Origin of the sequence: Pseudomonas sp. Pseu.R1 (assembly GCF_045764065.1) — a bacterium.
Classification (GTDB): Bacteria; Pseudomonadota; Gammaproteobacteria; order Pseudomonadales; family Pseudomonadaceae; genus Aquipseudomonas.
In genome coordinates this window covers 6,299,205-6,314,836 of record NZ_JBJGEE020000001.1, presented here as the reverse complement: position 1 = coordinate 6,314,836, position 15,632 = coordinate 6,299,205, and the positions used below count along the sequence as shown (strand labels likewise).

Genomic DNA, 15,632 nt, shown 5'->3' with positions numbered 1-15,632 from the left:
CCACAAGGGGAAGCATCGTCTATGAGCTGCTGCGGTTACGCCTGCCCCTTGGCCCGCGAATTGAACTGGTTGGTGTACACATCCTTCACGGCTACGGCACCCGGCTTGATCTTCTTCTCGCTCTCCAGGATGTCGATGTAGTACTGAATCGGCGGTTCGGTGATGACCAGGTCGTCGACATAGGCGTAACGCTCCACGAGTTCCAGCGGCGTGCCGATGCGTTGGGAGACGATTTTGCGTGCATCGTCAGGGTTGGCGTTGACCCAGTTCGCGGCCTTGACGATAGCCGCGACGAAATCCTCGGTGGCCTCGGGGTTCTCGCGAATGAACTTGCCATAGCCGCTGTACGGCGCCATGCCACCCAGCCCTTTGTCGAGGTCGTAATCGCTCCAGAGTTTGCGCAGTGCGGGGTTGTGCTCGGCGCCGCCCGAAGCGGGCGGGTGGATGATCGCGATGTCGACGTTGCGACTGAGCACGGTCTGTTCGCCCTGATTGTCCGGCACCACCACCCAGTTGATCGAATCGACGTTCACCTGATGTTCACGCAGGTATTTTTTGGTCACGAACTCGGCACAGGCGCCAAAGCTGTTGAAGCCCACGGTTTTGCCTTCCATGTCCTTGGGCGTGAAGATGCCCGAATCGGCGCGCACGAAATACTTCATGTGCGGCGCTTCCTGAAGCGTCTTGCCACCGGCGGCCACCACTTTCAGGTCCAGCCCGCTGGCGATCGCCGAAATCACCAGTGGCACCATGCGCGTGCCAAAGTCGATTTCGCCAGTCCCTACCAGGGGAATGATCTGTGGCGAGGCAATCTTGCCGATGTAATTGGGTCGGGTACGGGAACCATCGAAATAGCCCAGCGAGTCGGCCAGGTAGACCAGATCGAATGACGGGTTGTCCGGGTATTTGAAACTCACCACCTGATCGGCGCGTTTCTTGATCACGGCGGGCGCGGCATTGGCGGTTTTTTCCTGCTTGTCGCAGCCTGGCAGCATCAACCCGGCGGCGGCGGCCGTGCCCAATAACGCGACCTGTTTGAGGAAGGCCCTGCGGCTGTGATGGTCTTGCATGGTGAGCGCCCTTAGTGACCCGGAAAGATAAATGATCCCATGCGTAAACCTGGCAAATTAATAGGGCCAAGTCTTTTCGCAATAAAAGTGCGGGGACAATAATCACCTGCTTCAAGACCCGTCAATCATTGAACTCGTTATCGCTATAACGTTTTCAACTATTCATAGAGCGCTTTTAAATCAACTAACTTTCAAGTGTTGCCCCAGCAACACCGCTTCAGCAGAACAGCCCTTTTTACGCGAAAAACCCTCATGTTACGGGCCTTGGAAGGCACACCACCTCAATGTTGAATGCATTAACAACGCGACTCACCCACCACGCGGCATACCCTTTGCAGTCACAATTAATCGTTCTTTCGCGACAAACCACTCATTCAACGCTCTTGCATTTTAGTGCCCCATCGTCACGTTCAACTTTCCACTTCTTCAACTAAGGACATCACTTTTCATGACGCAGCGTAATGAAGTTCTCAAACTCGGCCTGTTCCTGCGCGCCACCGGGCACCACATCGCTGCCTGGCGCGACAGCGGCTCGCAGGCCGACGCCGGTATCCGCCTCGATCACTTCATCGATCTGGCACGCAAGGCCGAAGCCGCCGGGTTCGACACACTGTTTCTGGCCGACAGCGTCTCGGTGCGTGGCATCGACGCGCCGACCTTCGACCGAGTGATCGCGCCAAGCCTCAGTTTCGAGCCGCTGACCCTGCTCTCGGCCCTTGCCACCGTGACCTCGCGCATTGGTCTGGTGGCGACCGCCAGCACAAGCTACAGCGAGCCGTTCAATCTGGCCCGCCAGTTCGCCTCGCTGGACCAGATCAGCGGCGGTCGAGTCGGCTGGAACCTGGTGACCAGCAGCGACCCGGATGCCGCCAAAAACTTCGGCGGCGCCTCCGAGCGCGACCAACCGGCCCACGCCGACCGCTACAGCCGTGCGCGAGAATTCCATGAGGTGGTCAACAAACTCTGGGACAGCTGGGAAGACGATGCCCTCTTGCTGGACAAGGAGAAGGGCCTGTTTCTGGACCGTGAAAAACTGCACCTGGCCGACCATCACGGCGAGCATTTCCATGTGCGCGGGCCGCTGAACGTGCTGCGCTCGCCACAGGGCAGACCGGTGCTGGTGCAGGCCGGAGCGTCGGAGGATGGTCGCGCACTGGCCGCAGCCACTGCCGAGGCGATCTTCGCCGCGCATCAAAGTCTGGCCGACGCGCAGGCGTTCTACAGCGACATCAAAACCCGCGCGGCCGTCCTTGGCCGCAAACCCGAGCACATCAAGATCCTGCCGGGCGTGACCATCTTCACCGCACCGACCTCGGCGCAAGCCCACGCCAAACATCAGCGACTGCAAAACCTGGTGCACCCGCAGGTCGGCCTGAGCCTGCTGTCGGGTCTGTTGGGCGGCGTCGACCTGTCTCACCTGCCGCTGGACGGCCCTTTGCCTCAGGACCTGCCCGCCACCAATGCCTCGAAAAGCCGTCAACAGTTGATTCTGCAACTGGCCGCCGAGGGCCTGAGCATTCGTGAGCTGTACCTGCGTCTGGCGGGGGCACGCGGGCACTGGACGCTGGTCGGCTCGCCTGAAGAAGTGGTCGACCAACTGCAAGCCTGGTTCGAAGGCTACGGCGCCGATGGCTTCAACATCCTGCCGCCGACCTACCCGGAAGGGCTGGACGATTTCATCACCCTGATCCTGCCGGAACTGAAACGTCGGGGCCTGGTGCCGCAGGACGGTCCGACCGGTAACACCCTGCGCGAACGCCTTGGCCTGCCGCGTCCCGCGCACCCGGCCACGCTGCTGCGCGACCAGCCCCTGACCGTCTGAACATCCCTGTTTCCATTGGCGACTTGAAAAGAGAGCTTGAGCATGACCCATCAAATCAACGCGGCCTGGGGCGCAGGCCCCTGCGCAGGTTACGAGCAACTGGCCGAACGCTTTCGCCCGTTGTTCGCCCACTTGCGCGAAGGTGCCATCAGCCGCGAGCTGGAGCGCCGCCTGCCGTTCGAGGAACTGCAGTTGCTCAAGGCCTCCGGCTTCACGGCCCTGAGGGTCCCCAAGGCATACGGGGGTGGCGGTATCACCCTGCCGGAACTGACCAATCTGCTGATCGAACTGGGCGAGGCCGACTCCAATCTGGTGCAGGCCCTGCGCGGTCACATCGGCTTCACGGAAAACCTGCTCAACAGCCGCGACGAAGCACGGCGCACCGTCTGGTTCGAGCGTCTGGTGCGCGGTGAAACCGTAGGCCCGGCCACTGGCGAGGTGGGCGCTACGCTGCAATCGCACCTCAGCTCGAAGCTGTATCTGGACGGCGAGCAATGGCGCATCGACGGCAACAAGTTCTACACCACCGGCTGCCTGTACAGCGACTGGATCGACGTGGCGGTCAGCGACCACGATGACAAGCGCGTGTTCGTGACTGTGCGGCGCGACGCCGAGGGTGTGGAGGTGGTGGATGACTGGAATGGCTTCGGCCAGCGACTGACCGCCAGCGGTACGACTCATGTACGCGGCGTGGCGGTGGACGCCCGCAACATCGTCAGCGTCGAGGACAAGTTCCAGTATTCCCCGGCGCTGTATCAGATTGTCCACTTGGCCAACCTGGCGGGCATCGGCCGGGCGCTCAGCGGTGAAGTCGCGGCGGCGGTCGCCGGCCGCACCCGCAGTTTCAGCAACGGCAACGCGCCGCGGGTCGCGCAAGACCCGCAAATCCTGCAAGTGGTCGGCAGCCTGCGGGCCGCGGCGTACAGCGCAGGAGCCATCGTGCTGAAAACCGCCGAGGCGCTGGAACGGGCGTATCAGGCCAGGTTGAACGGCGATGCCGAACAATTGAAACGAGCGGTCGATATTGCCGAACTGGAGATTGCCCAGTCCCAGACCGTGGTCAGCGACCTGATTCTGGACGCCAGCACCCGCATGTTCGATGCCCTGAGCGCGTCGGCCACGCTGCGCCCACTGGGACTGGACCGCTTCTGGCGCAACGCCCGCACACTGACCTCGCACAACCCGCGCATCTACAAGGACCGGATCGTCGGCGATTACGCGGTCAACGGCACGCCGCCTCCGGCGCAATGGAAAATCGGCGTTGTCTGACGCCGGCCCTTTGACATGATGAACGGTTTCAGCAACCCCTGTGAACCGTCACAGGGGTCTGTGACGGCCATCCGGGTGCCCGATTCTGCCAAAGTGCCCCGCTGCCGATGACCGCTGTGCATCCCTGCGTATACTCAGCGCCAACGACACGAGACGCTTTGATCACGGAGGGGGTGATGCCAGACGAACGTCCATCCAGGCGCTCTCCGGGAACCGGCGGCGCTGCAGACCAGCCTTGGTGTGAGTACCACGACATGTCCCCGTTACCGCGGGCAGACGTGCCGAGCTGGCACTTGTCACCCGATCCTCACAGCGGCATCGCCATCGTCCCGCTGTTGTCCCCCGGCGCCCCCCAGCGGCTGGGCGTGCTGGAACTTCGATCTCACCGCCTCACGGCGCCCGCCCCAACACCGCTGCCCTGCACGCAAGCCGAGACTGCACGCAACGCCCATTTGAAAGTCATGGGTGAACTGACGGTGTCCATCGCCCATGAGATCTGCCAGCCGCTGCTGGCCATCGCGTCCAACGCCGCAGCATGTGTGCGCTGGTTGCAGCGGGACACCCCCAACCTCGATGAAGCGATCGATGGCCTGAGTGACATCCGCAAGGACTGCGAGCGCGCGGCCGGGATCGTCGCTGCGCTGCGGGCGCTGGCCAAACAGTCCACCTCCGCGCCGCAAGCGGTCGATGTGAACGAGGTAATCCTTGAGGCTGCCCGGCTGCATACCCCGTCGTTGTCGCATCACAACATCACCCTCGACATCGAGCTGCACGCCGAGCACCCGGTCATCGCCGACCCGGTACAGATCCAGCAGTTGGTGTTCAACCTGATCGCCAATGCCATGGAAGCGGTGGGCGCCCACCGTTCGACGGGCGGGGTTCTGCGGGTGTCTTCAAAATCCCTGCGCGACGGCGTGCAAGTGTCCGTCGAAGACAATGGCCCCGGCATTCCGGTCGAGGCCCGGCAACAGATCTTCGACGCCTTCTACACCACCAAGACCAGCGGCCTGGGCATGGGCCTGACCATTTGCCGCTCGGTGATCGAGGCCCACAAAGGCAACCTCTACGCCGAGGCGTCCGAACTGGGCGGCGCGATGATCCGGTTCCAATTGCCGATGGGGTGTGCGGCGAGCGACACGCGCACCCCATTATAGGAACCGGCTTGCCAGCGGTGGCGTCTGCACAATCATCGTTCACCGTGTCGCAGTCCGACTTGGTGGCGTCCGCAAGATCGCTGCCGCAGGCAAGCCATGCGGCTAAGGGATGTGCTTCACCTTCCGCTCATCTGCACCGTAAATTCCTTCCCAATCTGTACCGAAACGACACTCACTTGCCCTAAACTGCCGCCTTGTAAACGGTGTGGGCCCGCTCGGGCCAGACAGAAGGCGATTGAGGCATGCAAGGTCCCAAGGCTCATAAAACAGTGGTGATGGTGCTGTTCAACGACGTGCTGATGCTCGACGTGACCGGCCCCATGGACGTGTTCTCCATCACCAATCGCTTGCTCCCCAGGGAAAAGCACTACCACTTGCTCACCGTTTCGGAACGGCCGGGGCTGGTGCGCAGTTCATCCGGGTTGAAGGTGCAGGCCGATTTCCGGCTTGAAGACTGCCCCTGCGACATCGACCTGCTGCTGGTGCCCGGCGGTCCTGGCGCGTACGGCGTCGGGCATCCGGCCCTGAACGCGTGGCTGCCCGACGCCGCCCGCCGCGCGAATCGTTTCGGGGCGATCTGCACCGGGATTTTTCTGCTGGCCGAGGCCGGGCTAATCGATGGCTATCGCTGCACCACGCACTGGAATTACGTCGAGCGGCTGTCGCAGCGTTTTCCCGAAGCACGGGTGGAGACCGAACAGATTTATGTGGTGGACCGCAACCTGATCACTTCGGGTGGCATTACCGCCGGGATCGACATGGCGCTGGCGGTGGTCGCCGAAGACCACGGCAAGGACATCGCGCTGGAAGTGGCCAAGGTGCTGCTGGTGGTGATGAAGCGCCAAGGCGGCCAGACGCCCTATAGCCCGCTGCTGGCGGCGGTGCCGCGCGACGGCAGTGCCGTTGCGAAAGTACAGGCCCACATCGTCGACCACATCGAGCAGACTTACACCATTTCACGCATGGCCGAGATTGCCGCCATGAGTCCGCGTAACTTCGCCCGCGCCTTCCAGCGCGAAGTCAGTATGACGCCGATGCAATACGTGCAGAACGCCCGTATCGACCACGCCCGCAAGTTGCTCGAAACCTGTGACGTGCCGCTCAAGGTCCTTGCCTCCCGCTGCGGTTTTGGCAGCGCACGGCACATGCGCAAAGTGTTCAGCGAACGCATCGGGTTGTCGCCCAATCAGTATCGACAGCAGTTCGGCGGGGAATAACGCGCCCGAGGGGTCGCTCCGTACCCGGTAGCCTGAGGCGAAACGGATCAGCGCAACACCCGACCAGATTTTGTATCCCTGTGTATCCGGGCCTGCTCCGGATACGCAGCGTTGCAACTTCAGGCCTGCGAGACACACCACAGATACGTGATCGCGTTGAAATGCACGCAAGGTTCGAGGGGGATCAGCCTGATCCCTCGCCCATTGACATGCACGGAGACGCCACCATGAAACTGCCTGGACACCCTCACAGCCCCCGCCTTCAGCCACGCCGGATTGTCAGCGCCTCGCTACTCGCATTGGGTCTGTTGGGCGCGGTGGAAGTGGCCCACGCGCAGGACACGGCGGCGCCAGCCGTCAGCCATGCAGCGCCCTCGCCCTTTGGCCCGTTGAAACACATCAATGCCGGGCTGCTGGACGTGGCCTACGCCGAAACCGGCCCTGCCGACGGCCCGGTGGTGATCCTCCTGCACGGCTGGCCTTACGACATTCACAGCTACGACGACGTCGCGCCTCTGCTCGCCGCCAAGGGCTATCGCGTGCTGATGCCTTACGCCCGCGGCTACGGCGACACCCGTTTTCTCTCCGACAAAACCCTGCGCAATGGCCAGCCTGCGGCGCTGGCGAGCGATGTCATCGACTTCATGGACGCCTTGAAGATCAAGACCGCCGTGCTCGGTGGCTACGACTGGGGCGCACGCTCGGCGGACATCGTCTCGGCACTGTGGCCAGAGCGGGTCAAGGCACTGGTCTCGGTCAGCGGTTACCTGATCGGTAATCAGGCTGCCGGGAAAAACCCGCTACCACCCAAGGCCGAACTGCAATGGTGGTATCAGTTCTACTTCGCCACCGATCGTGGCCGCGCAGGGTACGAAAAGAACACCCACGACTTCGCCAAGCTGATCTGGCAGACCGCATCACCGAAGTGGGCATTCGACGACGCGACCTATGACCGCAGCGCCAAGGCGCTGGAAAACCCCGATCACGTCGACATCACCGTGTTCAACTACCGCTGGCGTCTGGGCCTGGTGCAGGGCGAATCCCGCTACGACGCACTGGAACAGAAACTGGCCATCGCGCCGTCCATCAGCGTGCCGACCATCACCCTGGAGGGCGACGCCAACGGCGCACCGCACCCGGCGCCGGAGGACTACGCCAAACGCTTCACCGGCAGATACGAGTTCCGCCTGATCAACGGCGGCGTCGGCCACAACCTGCCGCAAGAGGCCCCGCAAGCGTTCGCCCAGGCGGTGATCGACGCGGATCATCTTTAACCCGTGACACGGGGCAGCGGATCCTGCCCCGGCACCCCATACCCGAGAATCCGCTCGACATTCTCCAGCACCAGCCAGTGGCCATTACCCAGTTGCCAGTCGAAGAAGTCGGAGAAATCCTGGCGAATCAGCGCGCGCACGGTCTTGGACACAAAGCCATGCCCGACCAGTAACACGTCCTGCCCCGAGGCCCGCTGCACCAGGCCCTGCAACCCCTGATGCACACGTACCACGGTCTCGGCGATGGACTCGCCCTGGGGCGGGCCGACGTGCCATTGGCGGGTGATGTTCCGTTGCCAGAGGTCGGGGTACAGCGCCCGCGCTTCGGATTGATTCAATCCTTCGAACACCCCGACATTGCGCTCCCGAAAGGCCTCGTTCACCTGCAAGGGCAGGTTCAACCGGTAATTGATGATTTGCGCCGTCTGTCGCGCTCGGCGCAGCGGTGACACCACGATGCCGTCGATGGCATCCGGCAGTTCAAGGCGCAACGCGGCCGCCTGTTCGCGGCCGGTGGAGGTCAGTTCCGGGTCGAGCGAACCCAAGTAACGGTGCTCGGCATTGGCTTGGGTCTGGCCGTGGCGTACGAGGTACAAGCGCATGTGAGGTCTCCTGACAAACGGGTCCTGTGGCGCAAGCCTGCCACATCGGCAGGCCCGTCAACGGGTCAGAACCGGAATGAAACGCCCGTGGTCACGTTGATCGGGTCCCCCGGGTAGAAATTCGCCGAATCCTGCCCCTTCGCGTCGTACGCCGTGTTGGTGGCGGTGGCGTAGCGTTCGTTGGTGAGGTTGCGTGCATCGACGAACACTTCCCACTTCTTGCTCGGCGCTTCATAGCCGAATTTCGCACCCCACAAGGTGTAGGACGACGCGGACAGGGAGTTGGCGAAGTCCACGTAGTAACTGGATGCCGCCCGGGCGTTGAGTTGCGCGTAGAAACCGCTGGCCTGACGGTACTCCAGTTCAGCCTGATAGACCTGGCGCGGCAGGCCGGGCAGTTCGTTGTCGCCAAAGGTGGCGTCGTGGCGGTAGTGGAAGTCGTTGTAGGTGTAGGCCTGACGCAGCGTCACGGTGTCGCCGCCCTGTCCTTCCCACAGCAAGGCATTCAGACCCGCTTCGATGCCCTGATGAATCGTCGGGCTGCCGTTGGAGGTGGCCACCAGTTGGTCCTGAGTGGCCGTGGCCTGGCGCACGACCACCGACAGCAGCTCCTTCTGCACCCACGAGCGGTACAGCGTCAGGCTGCCATCGAAAATGCCGTGCCCGCCGCGGATACCGAATTCCACGGTGTTGGCCTTTTGCGGGCGAACGTCACGAATGTAAGGCGTGCCGGTGCTGCCCAGTTGCCAGGTCACCGGAGGGTCGATGGAGCGGCTGACGTTGCCGAACAGTTCGAACTCGGGGTTCAGCTTGTAACGCAGACCGATGCGCGGTGCGAGGTCGTGCTCTTCGTACTCGACGCCATTGGGGAACGCGGTGGTGTTGGTCCCGGTGGTGTATTCGATGTTGGCCTTACGCTTGATGTCGATGAACGACAGCCCTGAGGACAGCCAGAGGTTGTCGGTCAATTGCAACTCGTTGCCCAGCGAGAAGACCGTGTCGCGAGAGCCGGTGTAGTCGGTTTCCTGCTGCTTGATGTGGGTCGCCTTGCTGTGGGATTTCACATCCGCGAGGTAAGCACGGGTGGTGCTGAAGGTGACCGTGCTGTCGCTGTTCAGCCCCAGAAAGGTGTCGCCGGTACGCAGGTAGCGCAGGGTCAGGTTGATGTCCTTGGAGCGCCAGTCCTGAGGGGTCGCCGAGTAACGCCAGCCGTTGTACAACGGGTAGTCGTTGTAGCCCAGTCCCACTTCCAGTTTGGCGTTGTCATCGAAGGTGTAGGTGGTCTTGCTGCCCAGCAGCGTGGTGCCGTCCTTCTTGCGGCCAAAGGGTACTGCGTTGCTGGTGGGGTCGTGTTTGATCTGATACTTGGTCAGCGTGTTGCCCTGGCTCAGAGTTTCTTCGCGATAACGCAAGAAGAACCGGGTTTCCAGTTTCGGGTTGAACACGTAACCGAAGTTGGCCACGATGCCCTGCCCTTTGTTTTCGGTGTCGTCCTGATAACCGTCGCGCTCGTTGTGTTGCACGCTGACGTAGTAATCGGCATTGCCCTCCACGCCCCCGGTACTCAGCACCTGTTTGCGATAGCCGTAACTGCCGGCCTCGAACCGCGCATAGTTGCCAGGGTCGGTGCGGCCGGTCTTGCTGACGAAGTTGATCGCGCCACCCAGGGACAGCGCCGAATAGTTGAACGCGTTGGCGCCGTACAGCACTTCAGTGTGATCGACCCCGGCCATGTCCAGCATGTCTTCCTGCGTACCGCCGGGGCCGGTCAGCGGCAGGCCGTCGAAGAGGAATTTGATGCCCAGCACATAGCCTTGATAGAAGGTGTTCAGCCCCGATCCGCGAATCGAGATCTTGTTCGCCGCCGAGCCACTGGTGGCCTGCGCGAACACGCCGGGCTGCAGGGCCAGTACGTCTTCGGCGTTGGATGCACGACCCCGTTCGATCTCATGGTTGTCGATCACGGCAGTCTTGCCCGGCACCTTGGCCAATTGCTTTTCGGCCTTTTGCGCTTCGCTGGCCTGTGCACCGGTCACCGTGACGGTGGCCAGACGTGGGTCCTGTGCGGTCGAATCATCGGCGGCCAGCGCCACTCCATGAACCAGCATCAACAAAATGCCAAGGCTGGAAGCGGTGGTCAGTGATTCAAAACGGCGAGCACGTAATTCAAACTTTTGCAGCATCGACTTTCCTGCTCCTGCGTTAATCAATAAGTGGGAGCATCTATTCGTATAGTCGCGCTCTGAACCCACTTAGCAGGGTTCGTGCCACGCGTTATTGGCCGGTTTTCGGAGAACACCGCCTCAATAACGTCGTATCGCAACGACACTTTGCTTGCCCACTGTTCAGATATCAACACTGCACACGCGCTCTTCGCAGACCGTTGAAATACCTGTGCCAGACACACCGCCCGCCTGTTATAGCCAGATCAAAGAGGGTCATAACAGCCACTGTTTATCGAACAACAGTTGAGAAACAAAAAGTACCTCTCTCACAATTAAAACCATTGAAACTCGTGGTATTAAGCCAGTTTTACAGGCGTTCATTAGTTGGTATGGCTCTTGCTCCCCTTCCTGATGTCACCTGTCGGCGCTGATTCAATTGCTCATGCGCCTCATTGATAACGTTCACGGAACAAGTGTTCCGGTTTTGTATAACAGCAGGAGTCAATCAATGGCCAATGCCCAAACAGCGAGCGCACTGGATGTGCTCTGGCGCCAGGCGCCGGGCGGCGAGTTGCTCGATCTGGGTCGGGTCTACCGAGGCCCGCTGGCGCTGTCGCGGCTGCACACCACGCCCCGGCGCATTCTGAGTCGTCGCGAAGGCGTTCTACTGGGGGTGTTCGCCCTGGTCTTGCACGGGGCAGTGATCTACTGGGTCAACAGCAGTTCGACGCCGCCGTTGCCCGTGGTGCCACCGGAAATCCCGCCGATGACCATCGAGTTTTCCCAACCCGCGCCCCCGGTGGTGGAGCCACCGCCGCCCGAGCCTGTGGTGCAGCCCGAGGAACCGCCACCGCCCGTCGAGGACGAACTGGCCGCCAAACCACCGCCCAAGCCGCTGCCCAAACCCAAGCCGAAAGTGGCAAAACCGGTGCCTAAACCTGCGCCCAAACCGGTCGAGCAACCGCCAGCACCACCACAGCCGGTGGCCGCCCCGGCGCCGCCTGCACCGCCAGCCCCTGCCCCGGTCACTCCGGCCTCGGCCAATGCCGGTTATCTGCATAACCCGGCACCGGAGTACCCGGCACTGGCCATGCGTCGCAACTGGGAAGGTACCGTGCTGTTGCGGGTCCACGTGCTCGCCAGCGGCAAGCCGGGTGAGGTGCAGATCCAGAAAAGCAGCGGTCGCGATCAACTCGACGATGCCGCACTGGCCGCCGTGAAGCGCTGGAGTTTCGCCCCCGCGAAACAGGGCGATACCCCGGTCGATGGCTGGGTCAGCGTGCCGATCGACTTCAAATTGCAGTAACCCCTGACACCGATTCATCACATCGCGGGCTACCTGACCAAAGGCGCATCGCTACAACGATTTTCATGCCTTGTTGGAGTGCCTCACATGAGCCTTATCGCTTCGCCTTTTGAATCCATTGAGCACGCGGTCATCTGGTTGTTGATCGTCTTTTCCGTCGCCACTTGGGGCCTGGCCCTGCTCAAAGGCGTACAGTTCGCCCGCCTCAAAGGGCAGGACAAGAAATTCCACAAGCATTTCTGGGCCGCTTCCAGCCTGGACTCGGCCGCTGAACTGGCGCAGACCCAACCGGGCGCCGCTGCCCGTGTAGCCCTGGCCGGCTATGCCGCCATTCAGGTGCCTGAGGGCACTCAAGCCACCGACCTGGCGCATTCGATCAATCATCAGGACCGTCTTGAGCGGGCGCTGCGTCAGCAAATCGTGCGTGAGCGCCGTTCGCTGGAAACGGGCCTGGCGATCCTCGCCAGTATCGGCAGCACCTCGCCCTTCATCGGCCTGTTCGGCACGGTCTGGGGCATTATGTCGGCGCTCAAGGGCATCAGCGCTGCGGGTTCGGCGAGCCTGGAAACCGTGGCCGGTCCCATTGGTGCAGCCCTGGTGGCCACGGGCGTCGGGATCGCCGTCGCGGTGCCTGCGGTGCTGGTGTACAACTATTACCTGCGCCGTTTGAAACTGACCGCCGCCGATCTGGACGATTTCGCCCACGACTTCTACAGCCTGGCGCAGAAAAACGCCTTCCGTGTGCTGCTGCACCCGGTGCTCAAATCCGGCGCGACCGGCTCGGGTCAGAAAGTGAAGGAGGCGTCCTGATATGGCCTTCTCGACCCAAGACAGTGATGAAGTGCTGAGCGAAATCAACGTCACGCCGTTGGTGGACGTGATGCTGGTGCTGCTGGTGGTGTTCATCGTCACCGCCCCGCTTTTGACCAACTCGATCCCGATCAACCTGCCCAAGACCGAATCGGTCGCCCCGGTGGAGCAAAAAGACCCGCTGGTAGTGAGCATCGACGATCAGGGCAAACTGTTCATCAACAAGGACGAAATCCAGCCGGATCTGCTGGAAACCAACCTCAAGGCCGCCAAGGAAAAGAACGCTGACGTGCGCGTGCAATTGCAGGCCGACAACGGCGTGAATTACGGCGAAGTGGCCCGGGCCATGGCCTCCATCGAGAAGGCCGGGATTACCAAGCTGTCGGTGATTACTGCGAAGTAGAGAGCAACACCAACCTGTTGCCTCCCACAATGACCGTGCCGGACCTAAGCCTTTTGTTCGACGCCGAACCTGTGGGAGCCGACTTGCTGGCGAAGGCTTAGGGTCAGCGACGAATGTATCGCCTGACAGAATGCCCTCGCCAGCAAGCCGGCTCCCACAGGTTAGCGGCGAGCGGCCGGGCTGTGTCCACCCCAAGGAAGAGGTATCCCCGTGACTGTCACCTATCTCAACGCCCGCAAGGCGCCACTGGACATCGCTCGTGAGCTGGCGAGCGAGTTTGCCCGCACTGCCGTCGACCGCGACGCCTTGGGCGGTACACCCAAGGTAGAGAGAGACCGGCTGCGCCATAGCGGCCTGCTGGCCCTGAGCATTCCCGGCCCGTTCGGCGGGTTGGGCGCCAACTGGTCGGAAACGTTCGAGGTCATCCGCGAGTTCGCCCGGGTCGACAGCTCCATCGCGCACGTTTTCGGCTTTCACCACCTGATGCTGGCCACCGTTCGCCTGTTCGCCAAACCCTCGCAGTGGCAGACCTGGTTCAAGCTCACCGCCAGCCACAACTGGTTCTGGGGCAACACGCTCAACCCGCTGGACACCCGCACCGTGGTCAAGGGGCGCAACGGCTGGCGCGAATTTTCCGGGCAAAAGAGCTTCTGCTCCGGCGCCAACGATTCGGAAATGCTCATCGCCTCAGCGGTGGATGAAGCGGCGGGCGGCAAGCTGCTGATCGCCGCGATCCCCAGTGCACGCAGCGGCATTACCCTGCACAACGACTGGTACAACATGGGCCAGCGCCAGACCGACAGTGGCAGCGTGACCTTCAAACGGGTGCGCGTCGAAGAGTCTGACCTGTTGCTGGACCCCGGCCCGCTGAGCACACCGTTCGCGTGCCTGCGCCCACTGATCGCGCAACTGCACTTCGCCAACATCTTCCTTGGCATCGCCGAAGGCGCATTTGAGGAAGCGCGAAAGTACACCCGGGAAGAAACCCGCCCGTGGTTTCGCTCCGGGGTCTCGGACAACACGCAGGACCCGTATGTGCTCAGTCATTACGGGGAGTTCTGGGTCGCGCTGGAAAGCACGCGGCTGCTGATCGAACGCGCCGGACGCCTGCTTGACGACGCCTGGGCCAAGGAATCGGCACTGACTTCGGAAGAACGCGGCGAAGTCGCCATTGCCATCGCCACCGCCAAAGTCGCGGCCAGCCGTCATGGCCTGGAACTTTGTAGCAAGGTCTTCGAGGTCACCGGCGCCCGCGCCACCCACGCTTCCGTGGCCCTCGACAGGCACTGGCGCAACCTGCGCACCCAGAGCCTGCATGACCCGCTCGATTACAAACTCCATGAACTGGGGGACTGGGCACTGAACCGCACCTCGCCCATCCCGACCTTTTATTCATAGGGATCATCATGCAACTGCTGACCTTACCGCCCTCGCCCGCGCTGGCCACCTCGATCCGCGCCACCGCGCAAGTTTTCGAAGACCCCAAATCCCAGGCCCTGCTGCGCCACTTGCAACAGATCGCCCCAAGCGAGGCCAGCGTCCTGATCATCGGCGAAACCGGCACCGGCAAAGAACTGGTAGCACGCCACGTTCACAACCTCAGCGCACGCAAGGCCCAACCCTTCGTGGCCGTCAACTGCGGCGCGTTTTCCGAATCGCTGGTCGAGGCCGAACTGTTTGGCCATGAGAAAGGCGCCTTCACCGGCGCTTTGAGTGCCAAGGCAGGCTGGTTTGAGGAAGCCAATGGCGGCACCCTGTTCCTCGATGAAATCGGCGACCTGCCGATGTCGATCCAAGTCAAGCTGCTGCGCGTACTGCAAGAACGCGAAGTGGTCAGACTGGGCTCGCGCAAGAGCATTCCAATCAACGTCCGCGTGCTGGCCGCGACCAACGTGCAACTGGAAAAGGCGATCAATGCCGGACACTTCCGTGAAGACCTGTTCTATCGCCTCAACGTGGTCAATCTGGAACTCAGCCCGCTGAGGGACAGCCCAGGCGACATCCTTCCACTGGTGCGGCACTTCATCGCCAGCTACAGCAAACGCCTGAACTACGGCGAGATCCGCCTGAACCCGGACGCTGCGCACAAGCTGGAAACCTACACTTGGCCAGGCAACATCCGGGAACTGGAAAACGTGATTCATCACACCCTGCTGATCTGCCGTGACGGAGTGATTCACAGCGATGACTTGCGCTTGTCTAACCTGCGCCTGGAGCGTCACGAAGACACGCTGCCCGCCAATCAGTCGGGACTGGGCCTTCTCGAGACCGCCCTGCAACAATTGTTCGAAGAACAGATCGAGCATTTGCACGAACACGTCGAACGCACGCTGCTCAGCGCGGCCTACAAGTTCTGTCATCACAATCAGGTGCACACCGCCGAGCTGCTGGGCCTGAGCCGCAATGTGACGCGCACGCTGCTGATCAACCTGGGTGAACTCAAGGTCAACAAGCGCCGCCCCCATCAGACGACCGCCGACGAGCGCGTGCTGCACCTGTCGATCTGACCCTCAAACGCGGTGTGACGGGCACACCGCGCC

Annotated in this window: 13 protein-coding genes; 10 read left to right on the top strand and 3 right to left on the bottom strand. The window is 62.0% G+C overall.

What is annotated here, in order from left to right:
• Positions 1-35: 35 nt before the first annotated feature.
• Positions 36-1,070, bottom strand: a complete 1,035-nt coding sequence (locus tag ACI5GA_RS28620; protein ID WP_421425327.1) for an ABC transporter substrate-binding protein — start codon at positions 1,068-1,070, stop codon at positions 36-38.
• A 448-nt stretch (positions 1,071-1,518) separates the two neighbouring features.
• Between ACI5GA_RS28620 and ACI5GA_RS28615 the strand changes: the two genes are divergently transcribed.
• The 5 genes from ACI5GA_RS28615 to ACI5GA_RS28595 all read left to right on the top strand — a co-directional run bounded on the left by ACI5GA_RS28615 (position 1,519) and on the right by ACI5GA_RS28595 (position 7,806).
• Positions 1,519-2,892 carry an LLM class flavin-dependent oxidoreductase gene (locus ACI5GA_RS28615; protein WP_421425325.1) on the top strand — a complete coding sequence of 458 codons (1,374 nt, stop codon included), beginning with the start codon at positions 1,519-1,521 and terminating at the stop codon, positions 2,890-2,892.
• 42 nt (positions 2,893-2,934) lie between these two features.
• Positions 2,935-4,161 carry an acyl-CoA dehydrogenase family protein gene (locus tag ACI5GA_RS28610; RefSeq protein WP_421425323.1) on the top strand — a complete coding sequence of 409 codons (1,227 nt, stop codon included), beginning with the start codon at positions 2,935-2,937 and terminating at the stop codon, positions 4,159-4,161.
• Between the two features lie 254 nt (positions 4,162-4,415).
• The gene (locus tag ACI5GA_RS28605; protein ID WP_421425321.1) at positions 4,416-5,315 is read left to right on the top strand and encodes a sensor histidine kinase; all 900 of its coding nucleotides are present in this window, start codon (positions 4,416-4,418) and stop codon (positions 5,313-5,315) included.
• A gap of 242 nt (positions 5,316-5,557) precedes the next feature.
• Positions 5,558-6,532 carry a GlxA family transcriptional regulator gene (locus ACI5GA_RS28600; protein ID WP_404638130.1) on the top strand — a complete coding sequence of 325 codons (975 nt, stop codon included), beginning with the start codon at positions 5,558-5,560 and terminating at the stop codon, positions 6,530-6,532.
• 227 nt (positions 6,533-6,759) lie between these two features.
• Entirely contained in the window at positions 6,760-7,806 is a 1,047-nt protein-coding gene (locus tag ACI5GA_RS28595) for an alpha/beta fold hydrolase (RefSeq protein ID WP_421425318.1), read from the top strand.
• On the opposite strand, the gene ACI5GA_RS28590 is transcribed toward ACI5GA_RS28595, so the two are convergent.
• Both ACI5GA_RS28590 and ACI5GA_RS28585 read right to left on the bottom strand, forming a co-directional pair.
• A complete protein-coding gene (locus tag ACI5GA_RS28590; protein ID WP_404638134.1) occupies positions 7,803-8,408 on the bottom strand; it encodes a histidine phosphatase family protein in 606 nt (201 codons plus the stop codon). The two genes, ACI5GA_RS28595 and ACI5GA_RS28590, sit on opposite strands and share 4 nt — an antisense overlap.
• A gap of 65 nt (positions 8,409-8,473) precedes the next feature.
• Entirely contained in the window at positions 8,474-10,591 is a 2,118-nt protein-coding gene (locus tag ACI5GA_RS28585; protein ID WP_404638136.1) for a TonB-dependent receptor family protein, read from the bottom strand.
• Between the two features lie 490 nt (positions 10,592-11,081).
• Between ACI5GA_RS28585 and ACI5GA_RS28580 the strand changes: the two genes are divergently transcribed.
• From ACI5GA_RS28580 to ACI5GA_RS28560, 5 genes are all read left to right on the top strand, one after another.
• On the top strand, positions 11,082-11,879 hold the full coding sequence (locus ACI5GA_RS28580) for an energy transducer TonB (protein WP_404638138.1): 798 nt from the start codon (positions 11,082-11,084) through the stop codon (positions 11,877-11,879).
• Positions 11,880-11,966: 87 nt separating this feature from the next.
• On the top strand, positions 11,967-12,689 hold the full coding sequence (locus tag ACI5GA_RS28575; protein ID WP_421425314.1) for a MotA/TolQ/ExbB proton channel family protein: 723 nt from the start codon (positions 11,967-11,969) through the stop codon (positions 12,687-12,689).
• Between the two features lies 1 nt (position 12,690).
• Positions 12,691-13,092: an ExbD/TolR family protein gene (locus tag ACI5GA_RS28570; protein WP_404638142.1), complete on the top strand. Its 402-nt coding sequence runs from the start codon at positions 12,691-12,693 to the stop codon at positions 13,090-13,092.
• Between the two features lie 210 nt (positions 13,093-13,302).
• The gene (locus ACI5GA_RS28565; RefSeq protein WP_421425311.1) at positions 13,303-14,490 is read left to right on the top strand and encodes an acyl-CoA dehydrogenase family protein; all 1,188 of its coding nucleotides are present in this window, start codon (positions 13,303-13,305) and stop codon (positions 14,488-14,490) included.
• Positions 14,491-14,498: 8 nt separating this feature from the next.
• Positions 14,499-15,599, top strand: a complete 1,101-nt coding sequence (locus tag ACI5GA_RS28560; protein WP_421425309.1) for a sigma-54 interaction domain-containing protein — start codon at positions 14,499-14,501, stop codon at positions 15,597-15,599.
• Positions 15,600-15,632 lie beyond the last annotated feature (33 nt).

What these genes read in the sequence shown, in the direction of transcription:
- ACI5GA_RS28570 (WP_404638142.1), top strand. Translation starts at nt 12,691, where the DNA reads ATGGCCTTCTCGACCCAAGACAGTGATGAAGTGCTGAGCGAAATCAAC.
- ACI5GA_RS28600 (WP_404638130.1), top strand. Translation starts at nt 5,558, where the DNA reads ATGCAAGGTCCCAAGGCTCATAAAACAGTGGTGATGGTGCTGTTCAAC.
- ACI5GA_RS28610 (WP_421425323.1), top strand. Translation starts at nt 2,935, where the DNA reads ATGACCCATCAAATCAACGCGGCCTGGGGCGCAGGCCCCTGCGCAGGT.
- ACI5GA_RS28615 (WP_421425325.1), top strand. Translation starts at nt 1,519, where the DNA reads ATGACGCAGCGTAATGAAGTTCTCAAACTCGGCCTGTTCCTGCGCGCC.
- ACI5GA_RS28595 (WP_421425318.1), top strand. Translation starts at nt 6,760, where the DNA reads ATGAAACTGCCTGGACACCCTCACAGCCCCCGCCTTCAGCCACGCCGG.
- ACI5GA_RS28560 (WP_421425309.1), top strand. Translation starts at nt 14,499, where the DNA reads ATGCAACTGCTGACCTTACCGCCCTCGCCCGCGCTGGCCACCTCGATC.
- ACI5GA_RS28590 (WP_404638134.1), bottom strand. Translation starts at nt 8,408, where the DNA reads ATGCGCTTGTACCTCGTACGCCACGGCCAGACCCAAGCCAATGCCGAG.
- ACI5GA_RS28585 (WP_404638136.1), bottom strand. Translation starts at nt 10,591, where the DNA reads ATGCTGCAAAAGTTTGAATTACGTGCTCGCCGTTTTGAATCACTGACC.
- ACI5GA_RS28605 (WP_421425321.1), top strand. Translation starts at nt 4,416, where the DNA reads ATGTCCCCGTTACCGCGGGCAGACGTGCCGAGCTGGCACTTGTCACCC.
- ACI5GA_RS28580 (WP_404638138.1), top strand. Translation starts at nt 11,082, where the DNA reads ATGGCCAATGCCCAAACAGCGAGCGCACTGGATGTGCTCTGGCGCCAG.
- ACI5GA_RS28575 (WP_421425314.1), top strand. Translation starts at nt 11,967, where the DNA reads ATGAGCCTTATCGCTTCGCCTTTTGAATCCATTGAGCACGCGGTCATC.
- ACI5GA_RS28620 (WP_421425327.1), bottom strand. Translation starts at nt 1,070, where the DNA reads ATGCAAGACCATCACAGCCGCAGGGCCTTCCTCAAACAGGTCGCGTTA.